The sequence below is a fragment of the Brevundimonas sp. genome (assembly GCF_044336875.1).
Classification (GTDB): Bacteria; Pseudomonadota; Alphaproteobacteria; order Caulobacterales; family Caulobacteraceae; genus Brevundimonas.
The window spans coordinates 187,597-202,803 of sequence record NZ_JBIIOP010000002.1 but is presented as its reverse complement, the minus strand read 5'-3'; the positions used below and the strand labels follow the sequence as shown (position 1 = coordinate 202,803).

Below are 15,207 nucleotides of genomic sequence, written 5' to 3'. Positions count from 1 at the left end.
ATGGCGTACTTTCGTCTACGCAAGGATGCTGAGAAATGGTTCGCTCAGATCTATGCCGTCCCGCCATTCAAGGTGAAGTGGGACATGTACTATCTCTGTCTCATGGCCGGTCTAGCCTCAGGACGCGCGACGGAGCCTGGCCCGTCAACCGATCTGGTTGAGCGGTGGGTGGAGGAATACCGGCCGGTGAGCCGATACCTCATCGGTCTGCTCGTCGCTGCTGAACTCAGGAGCAGCGGCATCGCGATGGAGGACAAGGCTGCGGTCAAGACCGAGTTCAAGCGGCTGCTGGACGCCAAGAGCCCGAATGACCTCAGCGATGTCGGCGTCCGAAGAATGAACGCCTACGCCAGCGGCGGCTTCGAATATCTCTCAGGCGCTCGCGACCAACGACCGTACGCGATCGAGGAGTTTCTCGAGAGCTGGCCGGCCGAGGTAGCCAGCCTGCTCGATCCCTCCTCCACACCCTGAATCAGATCGGGCGGAGAGGCGAGATGCGGTCCGCGATGGCTTGCCAGGGCGGCTCATCGCCTTGGTGCGACCAGGAAAATCGGACCGCGCCTTCCACGATAGAGGGCGGCAATCCCATCGCTTTAAGCACGTGGCTGGGCGCGTAGGACGACGAGGTGCAGGCCGATCCGTTCGACACCGCCGCCACGTCCTTAATGGCTAGCATCAGCGCTTCAGAATCCACGCCGTCAAAGGACGACATCAGGACATGGGGTAGGACGTGGGCCTGATCGCCGATGGGTGTGACCCCGATGGCGCTGAAAGCCTCAAGCGCCCGGACCCGTCGAGCCAGGGCGACCCGCTCGCGGGTCGGCCCTTCAGCAAGTCCACGCGCCGCAGCCTCGCCGAACGCCGCGATCAGCGGCACCGGCAGTGTCCCGGGTCTTAGCCCCCGTTCATGCCCGCCCCCAAACATGAGGGGCGACAAGGGCGGCGCCTCGGTGCCGCGCCTGCGGGCGATCAAGGCACCGACCCCCTTGGGGCCGAACAGCTTGTGGGCGCTGGCGGAGATTAGATCGATCCGCTTATGGCGAAGCGGCTCAATCACCTTCCCAAAGGCTTGCGCCGCATCGACGTGGAAATAGGCCGAATGGTCTGCGAGCCCGTCGGCGATCTCTGTGAGGGGCTGCAGGATCCCCGTCTCATTGTTCGCGAACATCACGGACACGGCGATTGTTTCCGGTGTGATGGCGGCCAAAACCGCCTCGGCGCTGACCCGTCCGCTCCCATCCACGGCGACTCTACTCACGTTGAAGCCTTGGCGCTCGAGTGCATCGATCGGCTCGGCAACGGCCTTATGCTCGATCGTGGTTGTGATGATGTGGCGCCGCCCCTCGGCCGCTGCGATCGGACCCAGTCCGAGAAGAGCGAGATTGTTGGCTTCGGTCGCGCCTGACGTGAAGACGACCTCGGTAGGGTCTGCGGCCACGACGTCCGCGATTTGCCGTCGCGCGGTCTGTACTGCGCGCTTCGCGCGCAGCCCATACTCGTGGGTCCGGCTTGCAGCGTTGCCGTATTCCTCGTCGAAATAGTGCATCATGACTTCGCGGACCGCAGGGTCCAACGGGGTTGTAGCGTTGTTGTCGAGGTAGATTGCCAACGGCCGACTCAGCTATGAACGTTAAATCACAAGCGTGTTTGTTATCTCGTTTGACAAACAGTTTGCAATCACGGATCACAGGCCGTGATGGATGATCCCTTCCACTATGTCTTCCCGGCGATCCGAGGCGTTCAGGCCGGCCGGGAGTATTACGTCTCGATGTGCCCGCTGCGGCTCATTCCGAAAATCTTCCTGTTCGATGAGGAAGAGCTAACGGCCGAACTGCGAGCTCAGCGCACCCTGAACAAAGCCCGCGTGCCCGAGATCGCTCGCTACATCACAGACAATGCGGGCGGATATGTCTTTTCCGCCCTGACGGCGTCGGTCGATGCTGACCTGTCGTTTCAACCCGCCTCGCATACCAATGCGAGTTTGGGCGTGCTGCGAATTCCAATGTCTGGCCAGTTCATTATCAATGACGGACAGCATCGCCGGGCGGCCATCGAGGCAGCCCTGAAAGAGAACCCCAAGCTGGGAGACGAGAGCATCGCCGTCGTCTTCTTCAGCGACATCGGCCTGAAGCGGTCGCAGCAGATGTTTGCCGACCTGAACCGCTATGCGATCCGGCCGTCGACCTCGATTTCGATCCTCTACGACCATCGCGACCAGGGCGCCGAGCTCGTCCGCCTACTGATCCATCAGGCTCTGCCATTCCGGGATCTCGTCGAGATGGAGCGGAGCACCCTCTCGTTGCGATCGCGGAGGCTCTTCACCTTCAGCGCCCTCTATCAGGCGACGACCGCCCTCTTGAGCGAGTGCTCGGCTTGGCAGGTGGACGACAAGCTGGCTTTGGCGACCCGGTTCTGGTCCACGACGGCCGAGCAACTTCCCGAGTGGGAGCAGGTCCGACGCGGCCGTCTGGCGGCCAGCGAGGTCCGGCAGGATCTCATCCACTCGCATGGGGTGGTGCTGCACGCAATCGGGCGGGTCGGCAGCGCTCTGGTCAAAGCGGACGAGGCCTGGTCTGCGCGACTGAAAGGGCTCTCCGAAATCGATTGGTCCCGCAGCAATCCGAGCTGGGCCGGCCGGGCGGTGGTTGGTGGTCGCCTTTCCAAGGCGACCACCAACGTCATCCTCACGGCCAACTATATCAAGACACGCCTCGCACTGCCGCTTTCAGCGGACGAACAGCGCGTCGAGGACGCTTTCATTCGAGGCGACTATGACCGAAATTCTTAGACCCACGCCGCGCCGCTCAGCGTTCTCGGAAGCCGGCTTCAATGCAACGATCGCCGCTCTGATCGCCAAGGTTCAGGACACATATCTCGCCGATCAGATCCCGTGGGTGGTGGGCTACAGCGGCGGCAAGGATTCCACCGCCGTTCTGCAGTTGGTTTGGCTGGCGATCGCTCAACTTCCGGCGAAGGTCGCCCGCAAGCCGGTGCATGTGATCTCAACGGATACCTTGGTCGAGAACCCTGTGGTCGCTGCATGGGTTGATCGTTCCCACGAGGTCATGGGCGAAGCGGCCAAGCGGATGGGTCTGCCGATCTATCCGCACAAGCTGACGCCCGATGTGAAAAATACTTTCTGGGTCAACCTGATCGGACGCGGCTACCCCTCCCCCCGGCCCAAATTCCGCTGGTGCACGGAGCGGATGAAGATCAAGCCGGCGGACGCCTTCATCTCGAGCGTCGTCAAACAGAATGGCGAGGCCATCGTGGTCCTCGGCACGCGCAAGGCGGAGAGCACGGCGCGCGCGGCCCGGATGAACGCCAATGACGAGGGGGAGGTCCGACCGGATCTGAGCTCGCACAGTTCACTGCCCAACGCCTTCATCTATGCGCCGATCGGCGGCTGGTCGAACGATGACGTCTGGCTCTTCCTGATGCAGGCGAAGAACCCTTGGGGCTACGACAACAAGGCGCTCCTGACGATGTATCAGGGCGCGACTCAGGACGCGGAATGTCCGATCGTCCTCGACACATCGACGCCGAGCTGCGGCGACAGCCGGTTCGGTTGCTGGGTCTGCACGCTGGTCGACAAGGATCGGTCGATGGCGGCCATGATCCAGAACGACGAGGAGAAGGAGTGGATGGCTCCGCTTCTCGAACTTCGTAACGCCTTGGACGAGCCCGACCATGACAAGCGCGACTTCCGGCGCATGGGTGGGTCGGTCCAGCTGATCAATCAGTCCGAGCGGGTCATCCCCGGGCCGTACACTCAGGCGACGCGTGAGGATTGGATGCGGCGCCTTCTCCGGGCTCAGGAGGTGGTGCGCAATCATCCCAAGGCTCCGCCCGAGGTGAAGGGGATAGAACTCATTAAGCCGGAGGAGCTGGCGGAAATCCGTCGGATTTGGGTCGTCGAGAAATACGAGATCGAAGACAATCTGCCGGGCATCCACAAGGCAGTGACGGGCCGGGACATGGAGGCGCCGAAGCTGGACGACGCCCAGCCGTTCGGGGCTCCCGAAATGAACCTTCTGAAGCGCGTGACCCATGACGATCCCGTACATTTCGAGCTGATGCGCGAACTGCTCGAGGTCGAGCGCAGCTACCGGACGGCGTCACGGCGGGCCAAGTTGTTTGATCGGCTCGAGGATGCGTTCCGACGCGGCTTTTACGATGATGCGGAGGACGCGGCGAGCCGGGCCCTTCGACGTCGAACCCTCGGCGGCCTCATGGAGGACGTGAAGACCGACGACGACTTCCAGTCGGCGGCTGACGCCGTCCATCGCGTGCTCGCGGAGCGACCGGCCAATGACCCGGAGCGATCGGCATGATCCTTGACGAGCTCATCCTCCACGATTTCGGCGTGTACCGGGGTCGCCAAGTTTTCGATCTGTCGACGCCTGACCCCAGCCAGCCCATCGTCTTGATCGGCGCCCAGAACGGCGCGGGCAAGACGACGTTTCTTGAGGGCCTGCAGCTCGCCCTTTACGGGCGGCTGAGCCAGGCTGGCTTCCGCGGGGCCAGCGGCTATGAAGCCTATCTCAGATCCGCGATCAATCGGAACGCGGCCCCGGCCGACGGCGCCCAGGTGCAGGTCGCGTTCCGCCGCACGGTAGAAGGCCAGGAACGTCGCTACCGCTTGATCCGGTCCTGGTCGGTTCAGAAAGGTCAGCTGAAGGAGGTCTTCGAGGCGCTTTTGGACGATCAGTTCGACCCGGTCCTCACCTCGCAATGGGCGGAGTTCGTGGAGGAAATGCTTCCTCCACGCATTGCACCGCTATTCTTCTTCGACGGGGAGAAGATCGAGCAGTTCGCGGACCTTCGGCGGTCTTCTGAGATAATCTCAGTCGCCATTAAGGCTCTGCTAGGCTTGGACATTGTCGAGAAGCTGGAGCTCGATCTGGAAGTCCTGGAACGGCGCAAGCTGGCGGGGCAGGCCAAGGGCGAGGCGAAGAGCGAGTTGAATGCGGCTGAGGCCCGAGTCGCAGACCTGTCGAGACGGCTTGAAGCCGTCTTCGTCGAGACGACCTCCGCCCGAACCAAACGCGACCGCGCCGCTCATCAACTGGATCGGGCACAGTTCGATCTCAAATCTCAGGGCGGCGACCTGTTCGCCTCGCGCGAGGTGCTGGCGACACAAAAGATCCAGGCGGATCTCGCGTTGGAAGCGCAGCAACGCGAGATCCGCCAATGGGTGGGCGGCGTCGCCCCGCTTCTACTGGTGACCGATCTTCTCGACGAGGTCCGTCGCACGTCGGCTCGGGAAGCCGAGGCGGCCGTCTCGGCCCAGGTGCTTGACTACGTCGTCGAGCGGGACAGGCGTCTGCTGGAGGTGTTGAGCGAGATCCCTCACCCTGGCCTGACGACCCGTGTGGAGGCGTTTCTAGATCTCGATCGGATGAAGCTGGCCGATCTGGCCGACCATGGTGTTGAGCTTCAGCTCTCGCCTGGTGCGCGCCTTGGTCTTGAGGCGCTGCATGAAGGCGAACTCTCCGAAGCAGTCAGCCAGCGGGATGCGCTTGTCAGCCGCCACGCCGATCTGGAAGTCGACCTCGAGAGTGTTGAGCGTCGGCTGGCCGCGATCCCGGCGCCGGAGTCCATCGCCCCGCTGATCGCTGACGTTGTGCGTCGCGAGCGAGAGGCAGCCGACGCTGAGGCCGCGTTGGACGCCTCGATGGAAACCTATAGTCAGATTGAGCGGGACCTGGCTGCGGAGCGGGCACGATATCAATCAACGCTCGACGCGCACGTGCGCCAAAGTCTTGCGACCGAAGACGCCGAGCGTATTCTTCGCCACTCCGCCCGGGCCCGTCAAACCCTCGCGTCCTTCAAGAGAGAGGTTGTGTCTCACCACGTCCATCGCCTGGAGAAGCTAATCTTAGGCGGATTAAACGAGTTGCTCAGGAAGAGTGATCTCATCGTCGATGTCTCGATTGATCCCGACACCTTCGAGATCCAGCTTAAGGACAGCTCTTGGCAAACCTTGTCGCCAGACCAACTGTCTGCCGGGGAGCGCCAGCTCTTGGCCGTGTCCCTCCTCTGGGCGCTGGCCAAGGCCTCGGACCAGGCCGCTCCGACGGTGATCGACACTCCTCTCGGGCGCCTCGACAGCCGTCACCGAGACCGGCTCGTACAGCGTTATTTTCCGTACGCGGGCGATCAGGTCATCCTGCTATCAACAGACGAAGAGGTGGACGAAGCTCTTTACGAGAAGCTTAAGCCTCACCTCAGCCGCAGCTTCACAATCACACAGACGGCTGGGTCTGACAGCGAGGTTTCGCCGGGGTACCAGTTCGTCGTCGGCAAGAGCGTCTCGGAGGCTGCGTAATGGCGATCGAAACCGTGCGCATCGACGAGCAGGGCCGCGAGCAGCTTATCCGGCTGAAGAGGCACACCGGCGTCGACACATGGAACGTCCTTTGCCGCTGGGCCTTCTGCGCGTCACTGGCTGAAAAGACGCGTCCGCCTATGCGTCTCTTCAAGGGCGAGCCCGCTGTCGAGATCGCTTGGCGAGTCTTCGGAGGCGCTCATCATGAGCTGTATCTTGCCCTCTTGAAGCAGCGCCTGAAGCAGGATGGATACGAGCTCAATGACAGCAACCTGCAGGAACAATTCCGCCTCCACCTGCATCGCGGTCTAGGTTATCTTGCTGCCAATCGCGCCATAAGATCGATCGAAGGCTTGGCGACAATGCCGAAACAGCACGCCGCCTAATCCGCCACGATCACTCTTGGAAGTTGAGCTCCGCCTTCACGGGCTCTAAGCTTCGCAGAGGGAGATCCCTGCATGGCATTGCCAATAAAGTACGACCTGATGCTGCCACTTCTGAGGGTGGTTAGCAAAGGGCAGATCTCAATGAAGGACGCCGCGAGCCTTCTTGCAAAGGAGTTTCGGCTGTCCGTCGCCGAGCAATCGGAAATGCTCAGAACAGGGACGAAGACACGCTTCTTCGACCGGGCTAGTTGGGCGCGGGTTTATCTTCGGCAAGCTGGATTGGTAGATCTTCCCAAGCGGGGCTACCTGAAGATTACCCCGGCAGGCAAAGCGCTCTTGGCGACTAATCCGAGTCGGATCGATCTCAACCTGCTCATGGGTTATCCGGCATTCGCCGCCTTTATAAAGCGCAGCGAGACCAGTGGTCGCTTCGTCGACGCTCAAATGGGTGTCGTCACTGTTCCGGACGAAGGTGCAGGAGGCGAGAAGCTTGCTCAGGATGAGGCGACTCTTCACACCGAGATTCAACACTTGCTGCTGCGCCTAGGCGAGCGCCTCGGCCTGAACGTATGGGTTGCGCGTAATGATCGATCTCGGAAGTGCAAAGGCGTCAAGCTAGGGGCCATGCCCGGTATGCTCGAGGAGCTACCGCGCACGTTTGATCGCGCGACACACCGAACCATCGAGCTGATCGACGTGATCTGGATGCGAGATAAGTCGATCGTGGCCGCCTTCGAAATCGAGAGCACCACTTCGGTGTACTCGGGTCTACTGCGTATGTCGGACTTGGCCGCGATGCAGCCAAATATTGCCATCAAGCTCTATCTGGTCGCACCCGGCGACCGACGGAGCAAGGTTTTCCAAGAGATCAATCGCCCCACCTTCTCCCGTTTCACGCCGACCATCGCCGACATGTGCAAGTTCATAGGCTTTGAAAAACTGCAGGCGCTGGTGGAGCAAGCCGAACCTCTGCTTGAGCATCTGCGGGAGGATTTTCTGGAGAAGGCCGCCGAATCCTGCCGACTAGATGACGACCAAAGTTGAGAGCTCATTGATCACGCTCTTTAAACGTCACAACCCTCCCACGGCCCCTTCAATCGCCCGGCGGATGATCGACCGGCCCGTGCCCGAGGCGTTCTGAAACTCAAGGCTGGAGAAATCGATACCGCCCGCCGGCTCGAGCCTCCGAGCGAAAAACGCCTCGCTCACATCGCCTTCGGAGGCGGCCTCGAGAGTGAGCTTGCGCAGGATGTCGAACAGGGCCTGCACCCCGACGGTCTTGACGATGAAGGAGCCGGGTCGCGCCTCGCTCCAGAACAGCGTATCGCAAACCTTGAGGTAGTTGAGCACAGTCGCGTAAAGCAGCGCGTCCTGGCCGGCAATGAACACCTCGCGCATGGGAGACCGGTCTCTCGACCCGTCGCGCAGGGCTGAACGGGTCTTGAGCGGGGGCGTCAGCATCAGATTGGCGTCGCGCTTGGGATTGGAGGAGATGAGCCTCAGTATTCCCTCCACCACGGTGGCCGTCGAGACCTGCCAGTCCCGACGCTCCGCCAGCGCCTTTAGGGCGCTGTCGCGCTTGGGAGCAACCACGATCCGCCCCTGCAGGGGCGAGCCGTCAAGGGTGTTCAGCCGCCGGGTGAGGTAGACCGCGAGCTTGTCCGGCGTCCATCGTTCGACCGGCTCGTCCGAGATGTTGTAGCCGAACATCTCATAGGTCAGGCTCTTGTCGACCGGCTTCTGGGTGGAATTGATCGTGGCGAAAAGCTGGGCCTGATAGGGCTTCGGCAGGGCCATGAAGACCGAACAGATGAGCTCCATGTCTCGCCGTCCCTGAGTAGACGCCTGCTGAAAACCGTCCAGCCGATGCTGCCCATCAATGATGCCGGCGAGTTTTTCGGCGGTGGGGATCGTCAGCTCGAAGCAACCCTCGTCGAGCTCGACGACTGACCACACCGCGTCGTCGCGTCCACCTTCCTCAGTGTCCTGCCCGCGAATGACACCCGTTGCTTCATCGTAGTTGGCGGCAAGGATGATCGAGTTCGGAAACGCGGCGTCACTGCGGTTGATGTAGTCAGAGATTTGGGTCCTGCGACTGGACTGCTTTTCGCGCTGGGTCCCGCTCACGGAGTAGCCGATCTCTTCATCCTCGATCCGGGCGCGGAGCCGGTCGCTGAACGCCACGTCGATCAGGATGTGCGCCGGTATGATCGCCACGTAGAACTCGCCGAGCGGCTGTTCGACCCGAAGCGCCTTGGTTTTGAAGGGGTACATTCTCTCAGACCTTGAAGTTGCCATACCCGCCCGACAGAGGGGCCGTCGGCGAACCGCCCAATGGGGCGTCCGGCTCGTCATGAAGGTTGGCATTGTCTGCATTAGCGACCCACCAGAGCCAGGCCGCGCCGACACAGGCGAGCGCAGCCACGGTCCAAGCGTAACCGCCCCAGAAAGCGCCGAAGATAAAGAGGGCGATCACCAAGGCGGCGGTGATGGTTCCGGCAATGACCACAAAGGCTGTGACGCGACGGTTCTGCTTGGCCTCATAGAGCATCTGCAGAAGAGCCGGTCCGGCGATGGCGGGGGAATAGGTGAGCATCGCTGTGTAGAGATTGCTCCAGTCGCGGTCGGCTTCAGCCGCGAGACCCGCGCGGCCGGCCTCCAGCAGAATCCCGAACCCACCCAAGATCACGATTCCGGCGAGGAAGTAGGACCAGAACACCAGTTCACCGGCCGGGCGCGAGGTTCGTCGCTTCAACTCCTCCCAGAGGATGGCGAGATTACTGGGCGAAGAGGGCGCGACGACCGGGTCGGTCAAGGTTGATCTCTCGATAACTTATTCATTCAAGCTATGCAGCAACGGGCTCGGGCCGACAACCCGCATGGGTTGTCCGTTCAGGCGCCGGACTTCGCCGACTATGGAACCAAGGCTTTTCGCCCGCGGTCTCGGCGCGCGCGTAGGCAAGTCTCAGCGGCGGATCGAAGCGAAAAGGGCGTCGCCTTCTGAGGGGTCGCTATTCTTCTTTCGCCGCCGCGAGCAAATTCGCGAGCCGCGCCTTGCAGACGTCGTCCGCCAGCGCGCGCAGTATGTTCACGCGCTCCGATAGCCAAGCCAGCTCCTCGCCACTGATCTTATAGTGCTCGGAATAGCGCGCCTTTACGTAGGCCTCGCGCAGCAGCTCGAAACAGCGGCGTTCGAACTTGGTCTCGCGGGGCCATGCTTCCGCAAGGCGGAAATCGATAGCCTCCGCCTTCTTGCGCAGGAAGGCGAGATTGTGGGCCTTGCCGCTGTAGAGCGTCACGACCAGTAGCACCGCGTGATAAAGGTGCTCGGCTGTCTGGTGGAGCATGAACGCTGCCCAGTTCGGCTGCGTCTGGATCGAAGACCGAGCAATCTCCTGCGCTCCAATCGCGGTAGTCATCCACTTCTCATAGTGCCGCTCGGCCTCCTCCAGCGCGACCCGCGCCTTGAGGTCCGCCGGCTTGTGCAGCTTGGCGCCCGGCGTGTCGTAGAGCAGCACGCCTTCGCGCACGATGTCGGCGAAGAAGTATCGTCCCCGATCCAGTTGCTCGTTCACGTCGTCAAGGGAATGGACGATGAGGCTGACGGGGGTGCGGATGTCGGGCCCGACCGGCATGGTGCGGTTCTCGGCCTCGTGCCAAAATTCGCCGTCGGTCAGGTCTTCATGATCGACCACGATCAGGAGGTCGAAATCCGAGAAGTAGCGCCCGACGGGATCGTGCACCCAGTCGCCGCGCGCATAGCTTCCGTACAGGATGATTTTGAGGATCTTGCCGTTCTTGAGCCGCGCGGCGCGTCGGGTCGAGATCGCTTCCTCGAACGCCGCGCGCACGGTCTCGACCACTTGGCGGAGTTCGGCCTGTTTGCGCAGCGGCAGGTGATCGAGGCTTTTCTTCATGGCTGGAGTCTCCGCGATACGGTCGCACACGGCAAGGCTGAATACGCCTCGGGCGTCCTTGTCCACCTCCCCGCGCGCGCTTCGCCCGCGCGCTCGAGGTCTTCGCCGCCGAGCGGCGGCGGCCGACAAAAAGCCGTGCGCCCCAAAGGGCGCGCGGCGAGTTTTGAACACGAAGTGCTATTCAGCCGCGAACGCGTAGGCGTCGTCGTCGCGGATCGCTTCGGCGCCCTGCTCCTCCGGCTCCGCCGCATCCGACACAGTGCGCAGGACCGAGGGCAACCAGCCCTTTCCCTCCACCAGCCGTTCCGCCGCCTCGGCCATCTCGCCCTTTTTCAACCCGGCGATCCGGCCCGCTTCCTCCGCGTTGACGGCCTCCGTCACCGCTTCCAGCACCCGCGTCTTGGGTACGCGCGTGAAGTAGCTGGCCGCCGTGGCCGACCACGTCGCGGTCATGTCGAGGCCGACAACCGTCGCCAGCGCTTCGGCCTGAGCCAGAGCGCCGGGCCGCCGGTCATGCGGGTCACGCACCGCGTAGACGCCGACGCCCGCGCAACAGGCCATCAGGTCCAGTTGTGCGGAGGGCGGCAAACCGAACACCACACTCCACAGGTCCTCGGCCCGCTCGGGCAGACGCGCGCCCCACGCCTCGCACCGGTCGCGAACCCGGCGACCCGCAGGCCCGTCCTCCACGCCCGGCGCCAGCCGTTCCAAGCCCGTGATGGAGAGGCGAAGCTGCAACGGCGTCCACAGGCCATAGCCGGGGTAGAAGACCTGCAGGGCGAGAGCATGAACGACGGTCGCCAGCGCCGCACTGACATCGGCCTGCACCGCGTCGCGCAGGCCCATGGTCTTGTGGGCCGTGAGGTCGATGACCAGCCGGTCCGACAGGGCGCTTCCGACCTCTTCCGGCCCCGGCGCGCTCCCGTCCCTCCCGGCGTCAGCGTCTCCATCGTCGTTATCGACCCCCTCCTCCTCCGGCGTCGGCGCGACGGCGTCCTCGGCCCGGACCAGCCCGCGTTCGAAGCGGGCGAGCCCGTCATGACCGAGCATCACCATCACCCCTGCCCGCGCCTTGGCGTCGGCGGGGTAGTCGAAGTCCGGGCCGAAGGCTTGCAAGGCCTTGTCGATCTCCTCCAACCGCATATCCGCTTCGGGCGACAGTCCCTCCGCGCCCGCCTCGGAGACGATCCGGTCATATTCCTCCGACAGGGCCGTGATCTCGGCGGCGTCCGCCTCCGACCGCTCCACGGCCACCGGATAGACCCGCCCTAAGGCCGAGACGTCCGGATAGTCCAGGGCAGGCTCCGCCCACTTCCAGCCCTCCCGCTCGCGCGCCTCGTCGGCCAGCCCGGCCAGCTTCTCGCTGACCAGCCGGTCGAGCAGGACCACGTCTTCTAGCCAGCCGCCGCCGTCCTCGGTGAACAGGTCGCGCAGGACCGACCCGCGCGCCTTGGAATAGGCCTCCAAGCCGACGAAGACCGCGCGACGGTCGTCGGCCCGGACCTTGGCCTCGGTCATGGCCCGGCGGATGGCGTAGGCGGGCGTGTACGGCCCGGTCTGCTCCAGCACCTGCCGCTGCCGGTCCTGATCCTCGCTGACGCAGAAGGCCGTCAGTTGGTCCAGCGCTAGATCGCCCGCCCGGTAGGCCGCCATCAGCTCGGGAGCCGCCGATCCCAGCCGCAGCCGTTGACGCACGACATGGGCCGACACCCCGAACCGGGCGCCGATCTCCTCTGGGCCATAGCCCTTCTCCGACGCCAACCGCTGGAAGGCCTCGAACTGATCGGCGGGATGCATGGCCTCGCGGGTCATGTTCTCGTCGAGGCTGATCTCGTGCGCGTCGTTCTCGGCGTCCACGATGACACGCACCGGATGGGTGCGCTTAATCGCCTTGCGCTTGGCCAGCAGCCGAAGCCCCTGACGGCGCCCTTCGCCGATGGTGACGAGGTAGTTCCCGGTCGGGACGCCCTCCCCGTCCCGCTCGATCTCGACCACGGGCGGCTGCAACACCCCCTTGGCCTTGATGGAGGCCGCGAAGGCCTCGATGCTCGCGGGGCTGTGCGGCGTCTTCCTCGCGTTCTTCGGCGAGGCCTTGAGCCGATTGAGCGGCACAGTGATCTCCGCGCCATGCGCGGAAGTGGCCACCTCGGTCGCGGCGGTTTGGATGGATTGAGCAGTCATGTCTGCCTCCTTTGGGCATGGGTTGCAGGCACGCGAACTGCGCGCCTGAAACCCTGCCCGTCGGCGAGACCGGGGTAGCAAGGGCCAGGGCGGACCGGCCGGAGGGGGATCGCCCGACCTGCACAAGCCTGACCCTGATGACGACCTTGAGGACCTTGCCCGGCGCGGAAGGCCGGGGAGACCGGCCGGTCCGGCGGCGAAGCCGCTTCACCCTGGCCCGCGCGAGGGCGGAGCCCTTAGCCCTGGACGCCCGCCGGACCGTGCGTTCCGTCGTCAAAGTCGACCGTCATGAACGTGAGCGTATCGATCACTGGCCACGACACGGTGTTGCAACGAGGAAGGAGACTAAAGAAGGCGTCGCCTGTCCCGCAGTGAGGGATGAAGCGAGGCGAAGGTATCGGCATCGGCGTCACATCGATCAGTTGTCCGCGCCCATTTGCAATGACGGAATGGGCGACGATGCGGAGTTGGAACGCGTCCTGCCCCTCGATCAACCAGCCGTAGACCGGGATTGCGTCCGGCGTCTGCGCCGCCCAGCGTACAGCGTTGGCATGGCAGTCGTTGGGGCGCGCCGCTTCACCATCGCGAAACTCGACCTCGAGCCGTTTCGGCGAAATTGCTTCGAACCTGCGCCCGTAGACCTCATCGAAATAGGCGACATCATCGGCGTCGAAGGTGATCGTCATGTCTCGTCCTCTCGCCATCGACGGCCCGACGGGTCCGAAGGCATGACACGGTCTCGACTTCCGGCCAAAGCACGGCTTCACTCGGATATTGAGGCCCTCGCCTCCGCTTGAGGGCGGAAATCGGCGGCGCGAATTTCGAGGACCACGCCCTGTCATCCCCAACGCTGATATCTTTCGATGAGTCCGGCTTCACCGGGCCCAACCTGCTCCGGGACGACCAGCCGGTCTTCGCCTATTCGGCGGTCGAACTGTCCGTCCAGGAAGCCGATCAACTGATCGCGGAGATCCGCGACGGTCGCAAGCCGGTCATCCAGGCGGCCGAACTAAAGGCGTCCGGACTCAAGAGGCGGGGGGACTGGCCCGAGATCGCCCGCCATGTGCTTTCTCGGATGGATGGCCGTTACAGCTTCCTTGTCACGGACAAGCGTCTGGCGTTCGCGGGCAAGGTCTTCGAGTACCTCATGGAGCCCGTGCTCGAGGACAACAGCATGCTTTTCTACCGTCACGGCCTTCATCGGCTGGTCGCGGGAGCCGTCTATCGAAGCATCGCGACCGCCGGTGGACCGGCAGAGGATCTCGCTCTTCAGCTTGAGAAGTTCATGAGGAGCTTCGATCCCGCCGACGCCCCCGCTGTTTTCGCCGCGACGGGAGAGGCGCCGGCGGATGCGCGGGTCCTGGGCGAGGTGTTGCGGTTCGCGCGGGGCTATTCCGAGCGGATCAAGGCGCGCACCCAGCACCTGAAGGACGACGCCGATTTCGGCAAATGGGTTCTGGACCTGACCTCGACCGCGCTCATGTCGCTCCTCGTCAATGGCTTCGGTCCGAAGCACCAGCAGTTGGAGGTGCTATGCGACGAGTCCAAGCCGCTGCAGGGCATCGCCTCGACCTTCGACGGCTTCATCGGCCGCGATGAAGAATTCCCTCTGCATGGCGGTAACCGGGTGGTCAGCGCCAGACTAAATCTCGCCGGGCCAATCCGGTTCGGCCAGTCGCATGACAATCCGACGCTTCAAATCGCCGACCTGATCGCCGGCCTCGCCGCGCAGCTCTATGGCCGCAATCCGCCTGCGGAACTTCAGCCTCTCAAGGCCGACCTCGACCGCCATCTGCATCAGGATCACATCCTGCCGGAGACGGCGGGGGACTCGCAGATGACCGCAGTCGAGAAACAAGCCAATATGTTCGTCCTGCGTCACCTTGCGGGCCGCGCGGCATTGGGAGTCGATCCCCTCAAGGGCATGGCCAAGGTCTACTTCCAGGCCTTCAAACGAGCGAGTTCCGTCGGCCAGCGCCTTAGAAACCGGCGCTGAGGACACGTAAGCCTGCCACCGCAGGCCTGCGTGTTCACCCTCCAGCATCTTTCGGTTCGAATCGGCCGGAACAAGGAGATGCTCCATGGGACAGACCCATTCGCCCCTGCCGCGAACGATCAAGAAGCCGGAACTGCGCCAGATGGTGCCGCTGGCCGACAGCACCATCTGGGAGATGGAGCAGCGCGGTGAATTTCCAAAACGCTTCCGGCTGACGCCGCGATGCGTGGTCTGGGATCTGTCGGAGGTGCAGACCTGGCTGGAGAAACGCCGCCGCACTCCCGTAACGCCGGCCAAGGCTCCGGATGTGCGCCTGCGCCGATCACGCCCCGTCCACGACGGGCCGGGCGCTTCCCGACCGCACCTGTAAGCCGCGCCTCGCTTCCGAAGCGGCGA

Annotated in this window: 14 protein-coding genes; 8 read left to right on the top strand and 6 right to left on the bottom strand. The window is 63.5% G+C overall.

All coding sequences use genetic code 11. The features are described from left to right. On the top strand, positions 1-471 hold the full coding sequence (locus ACIQ1T_RS04360) for a hypothetical protein (RefSeq protein ID WP_395943308.1): 471 nt from the start codon (positions 1-3) through the stop codon (positions 469-471). Between the two features lies 1 nt (position 472). Here the strand turns inward: ACIQ1T_RS04360 and ACIQ1T_RS04355 are convergent, their stop codons facing one another. Then, the gene (locus tag ACIQ1T_RS04355) at positions 473-1,609 is read right to left on the bottom strand and encodes an aminotransferase class V-fold PLP-dependent enzyme (RefSeq protein WP_395943307.1); all 1,137 of its coding nucleotides are present in this window, start codon (positions 1,607-1,609) and stop codon (positions 473-475) included. 87 nt (positions 1,610-1,696) lie between these two features. Here ACIQ1T_RS04355 and dndB point away from each other — a divergent pair, with 87 nt between their 5' ends. The 5 genes from dndB to ACIQ1T_RS04330 all read left to right on the top strand — a co-directional run bounded on the left by dndB (position 1,697) and on the right by ACIQ1T_RS04330 (position 7,761). Then, complete coding sequence (gene dndB, locus ACIQ1T_RS04350; RefSeq protein ID WP_395943306.1) at positions 1,697-2,788, top strand: DNA sulfur modification protein DndB; 1,092 nt, start codon at positions 1,697-1,699, stop codon at positions 2,786-2,788. After that, positions 2,772-4,334 (top strand): DNA phosphorothioation system sulfurtransferase DndC, encoded by a 1,563-nt coding sequence (gene dndC / locus ACIQ1T_RS04345; protein WP_395943305.1) that lies wholly within the window; start codon positions 2,772-2,774, stop codon positions 4,332-4,334. The genes dndB and dndC overlap by 17 nt, the downstream gene beginning before the upstream one ends. Next, positions 4,331-6,331 carry a DNA sulfur modification protein DndD gene (gene dndD / locus ACIQ1T_RS04340; protein WP_395943304.1) on the top strand — a complete coding sequence of 667 codons (2,001 nt, stop codon included), beginning with the start codon at positions 4,331-4,333 and terminating at the stop codon, positions 6,329-6,331. Before dndC ends, dndD begins: the two co-directional genes overlap by 4 nt. After that, positions 6,331-6,717, top strand: a complete 387-nt coding sequence (gene dndE, locus ACIQ1T_RS04335; RefSeq protein WP_395943303.1) for a DNA sulfur modification protein DndE — start codon at positions 6,331-6,333, stop codon at positions 6,715-6,717. Before dndD ends, dndE begins: the two co-directional genes overlap by 1 nt. Positions 6,718-6,789: 72 nt before the next feature. After that, on the top strand, positions 6,790-7,761 hold the full coding sequence (locus ACIQ1T_RS04330) for a winged helix-turn-helix domain-containing protein (protein WP_395943302.1): 972 nt from the start codon (positions 6,790-6,792) through the stop codon (positions 7,759-7,761). 27 nt (positions 7,762-7,788) lie between these two features. Here the strand turns inward: ACIQ1T_RS04330 and ACIQ1T_RS04325 are convergent, their stop codons facing one another. The 5 genes from ACIQ1T_RS04325 to ACIQ1T_RS04305 all read right to left on the bottom strand — a co-directional run bounded on the left by ACIQ1T_RS04325 (position 7,789) and on the right by ACIQ1T_RS04305 (position 13,501). After that, positions 7,789-8,991: a DNA phosphorothioation-associated DGQHR protein 1 gene (locus ACIQ1T_RS04325; protein WP_395943301.1), complete on the bottom strand. Its 1,203-nt coding sequence runs from the start codon at positions 8,989-8,991 to the stop codon at positions 7,789-7,791. A 4-nt stretch (positions 8,992-8,995) separates the two neighbouring features. After that, a complete protein-coding gene (locus ACIQ1T_RS04320; protein WP_395943300.1) occupies positions 8,996-9,532 on the bottom strand; it encodes a hypothetical protein in 537 nt (178 codons plus the stop codon). A gap of 196 nt (positions 9,533-9,728) precedes the next feature. After that, positions 9,729-10,634 (bottom strand): HEPN domain-containing protein, encoded by a 906-nt coding sequence (locus ACIQ1T_RS04315; RefSeq protein ID WP_395943299.1) that lies wholly within the window; start codon positions 10,632-10,634, stop codon positions 9,729-9,731. Positions 10,635-10,811: 177 nt separating this feature from the next. Continuing rightward, entirely contained in the window at positions 10,812-12,815 is a 2,004-nt protein-coding gene (locus ACIQ1T_RS04310; protein ID WP_395943298.1) for a ParB/RepB/Spo0J family partition protein, read from the bottom strand. A 236-nt stretch (positions 12,816-13,051) separates the two neighbouring features. Then, positions 13,052-13,501 carry a hypothetical protein gene (locus ACIQ1T_RS04305; protein WP_395943297.1) on the bottom strand — a complete coding sequence of 150 codons (450 nt, stop codon included), beginning with the start codon at positions 13,499-13,501 and terminating at the stop codon, positions 13,052-13,054. Between the two features lie 107 nt (positions 13,502-13,608). Here ACIQ1T_RS04305 and ACIQ1T_RS04300 point away from each other — a divergent pair, with 107 nt between their 5' ends. Together ACIQ1T_RS04300 and ACIQ1T_RS04295 are read left to right on the top strand one after the other, a co-directional pair. Next, complete coding sequence (locus ACIQ1T_RS04300) at positions 13,609-14,811, top strand: DUF3800 domain-containing protein (RefSeq protein ID WP_395943296.1); 1,203 nt, start codon at positions 13,609-13,611, stop codon at positions 14,809-14,811. A gap of 85 nt (positions 14,812-14,896) precedes the next feature. Then, positions 14,897-15,181, top strand: a complete 285-nt coding sequence (locus ACIQ1T_RS04295; RefSeq protein ID WP_395943295.1) for a helix-turn-helix transcriptional regulator — start codon at positions 14,897-14,899, stop codon at positions 15,179-15,181. Positions 15,182-15,207 lie beyond the last annotated feature (26 nt).

Coding starts and splice junctions, on each gene's coding strand:
- ACIQ1T_RS04360 (WP_395943308.1), top strand. CDS start 1: ATGGCGTACTTTCGTCTACGCAAGGATGCTGAGAAATGGTTCGCTCAG.
- dndB (WP_395943306.1), top strand. CDS start 1,697: ATGGATGATCCCTTCCACTATGTCTTCCCGGCGATCCGAGGCGTTCAG.
- dndC (WP_395943305.1), top strand. CDS start 2,772: ATGACCGAAATTCTTAGACCCACGCCGCGCCGCTCAGCGTTCTCGGAA.
- dndD (WP_395943304.1), top strand. CDS start 4,331: ATGATCCTTGACGAGCTCATCCTCCACGATTTCGGCGTGTACCGGGGT.
- dndE (WP_395943303.1), top strand. CDS start 6,331: ATGGCGATCGAAACCGTGCGCATCGACGAGCAGGGCCGCGAGCAGCTT.
- ACIQ1T_RS04330 (WP_395943302.1), top strand. CDS start 6,790: ATGGCATTGCCAATAAAGTACGACCTGATGCTGCCACTTCTGAGGGTG.
- ACIQ1T_RS04325 (WP_395943301.1), bottom strand. CDS start 8,991: ATGTACCCCTTCAAAACCAAGGCGCTTCGGGTCGAACAGCCGCTCGGC.
- ACIQ1T_RS04315 (WP_395943299.1), bottom strand. CDS start 10,634: ATGAAGAAAAGCCTCGATCACCTGCCGCTGCGCAAACAGGCCGAACTC.
- ACIQ1T_RS04310 (WP_395943298.1), bottom strand. CDS start 12,815: ATGACTGCTCAATCCATCCAAACCGCCGCGACCGAGGTGGCCACTTCC.
- ACIQ1T_RS04305 (WP_395943297.1), bottom strand. CDS start 13,501: ATGACGATCACCTTCGACGCCGATGATGTCGCCTATTTCGATGAGGTC.
- ACIQ1T_RS04295 (WP_395943295.1), top strand. CDS start 14,897: ATGGGACAGACCCATTCGCCCCTGCCGCGAACGATCAAGAAGCCGGAA.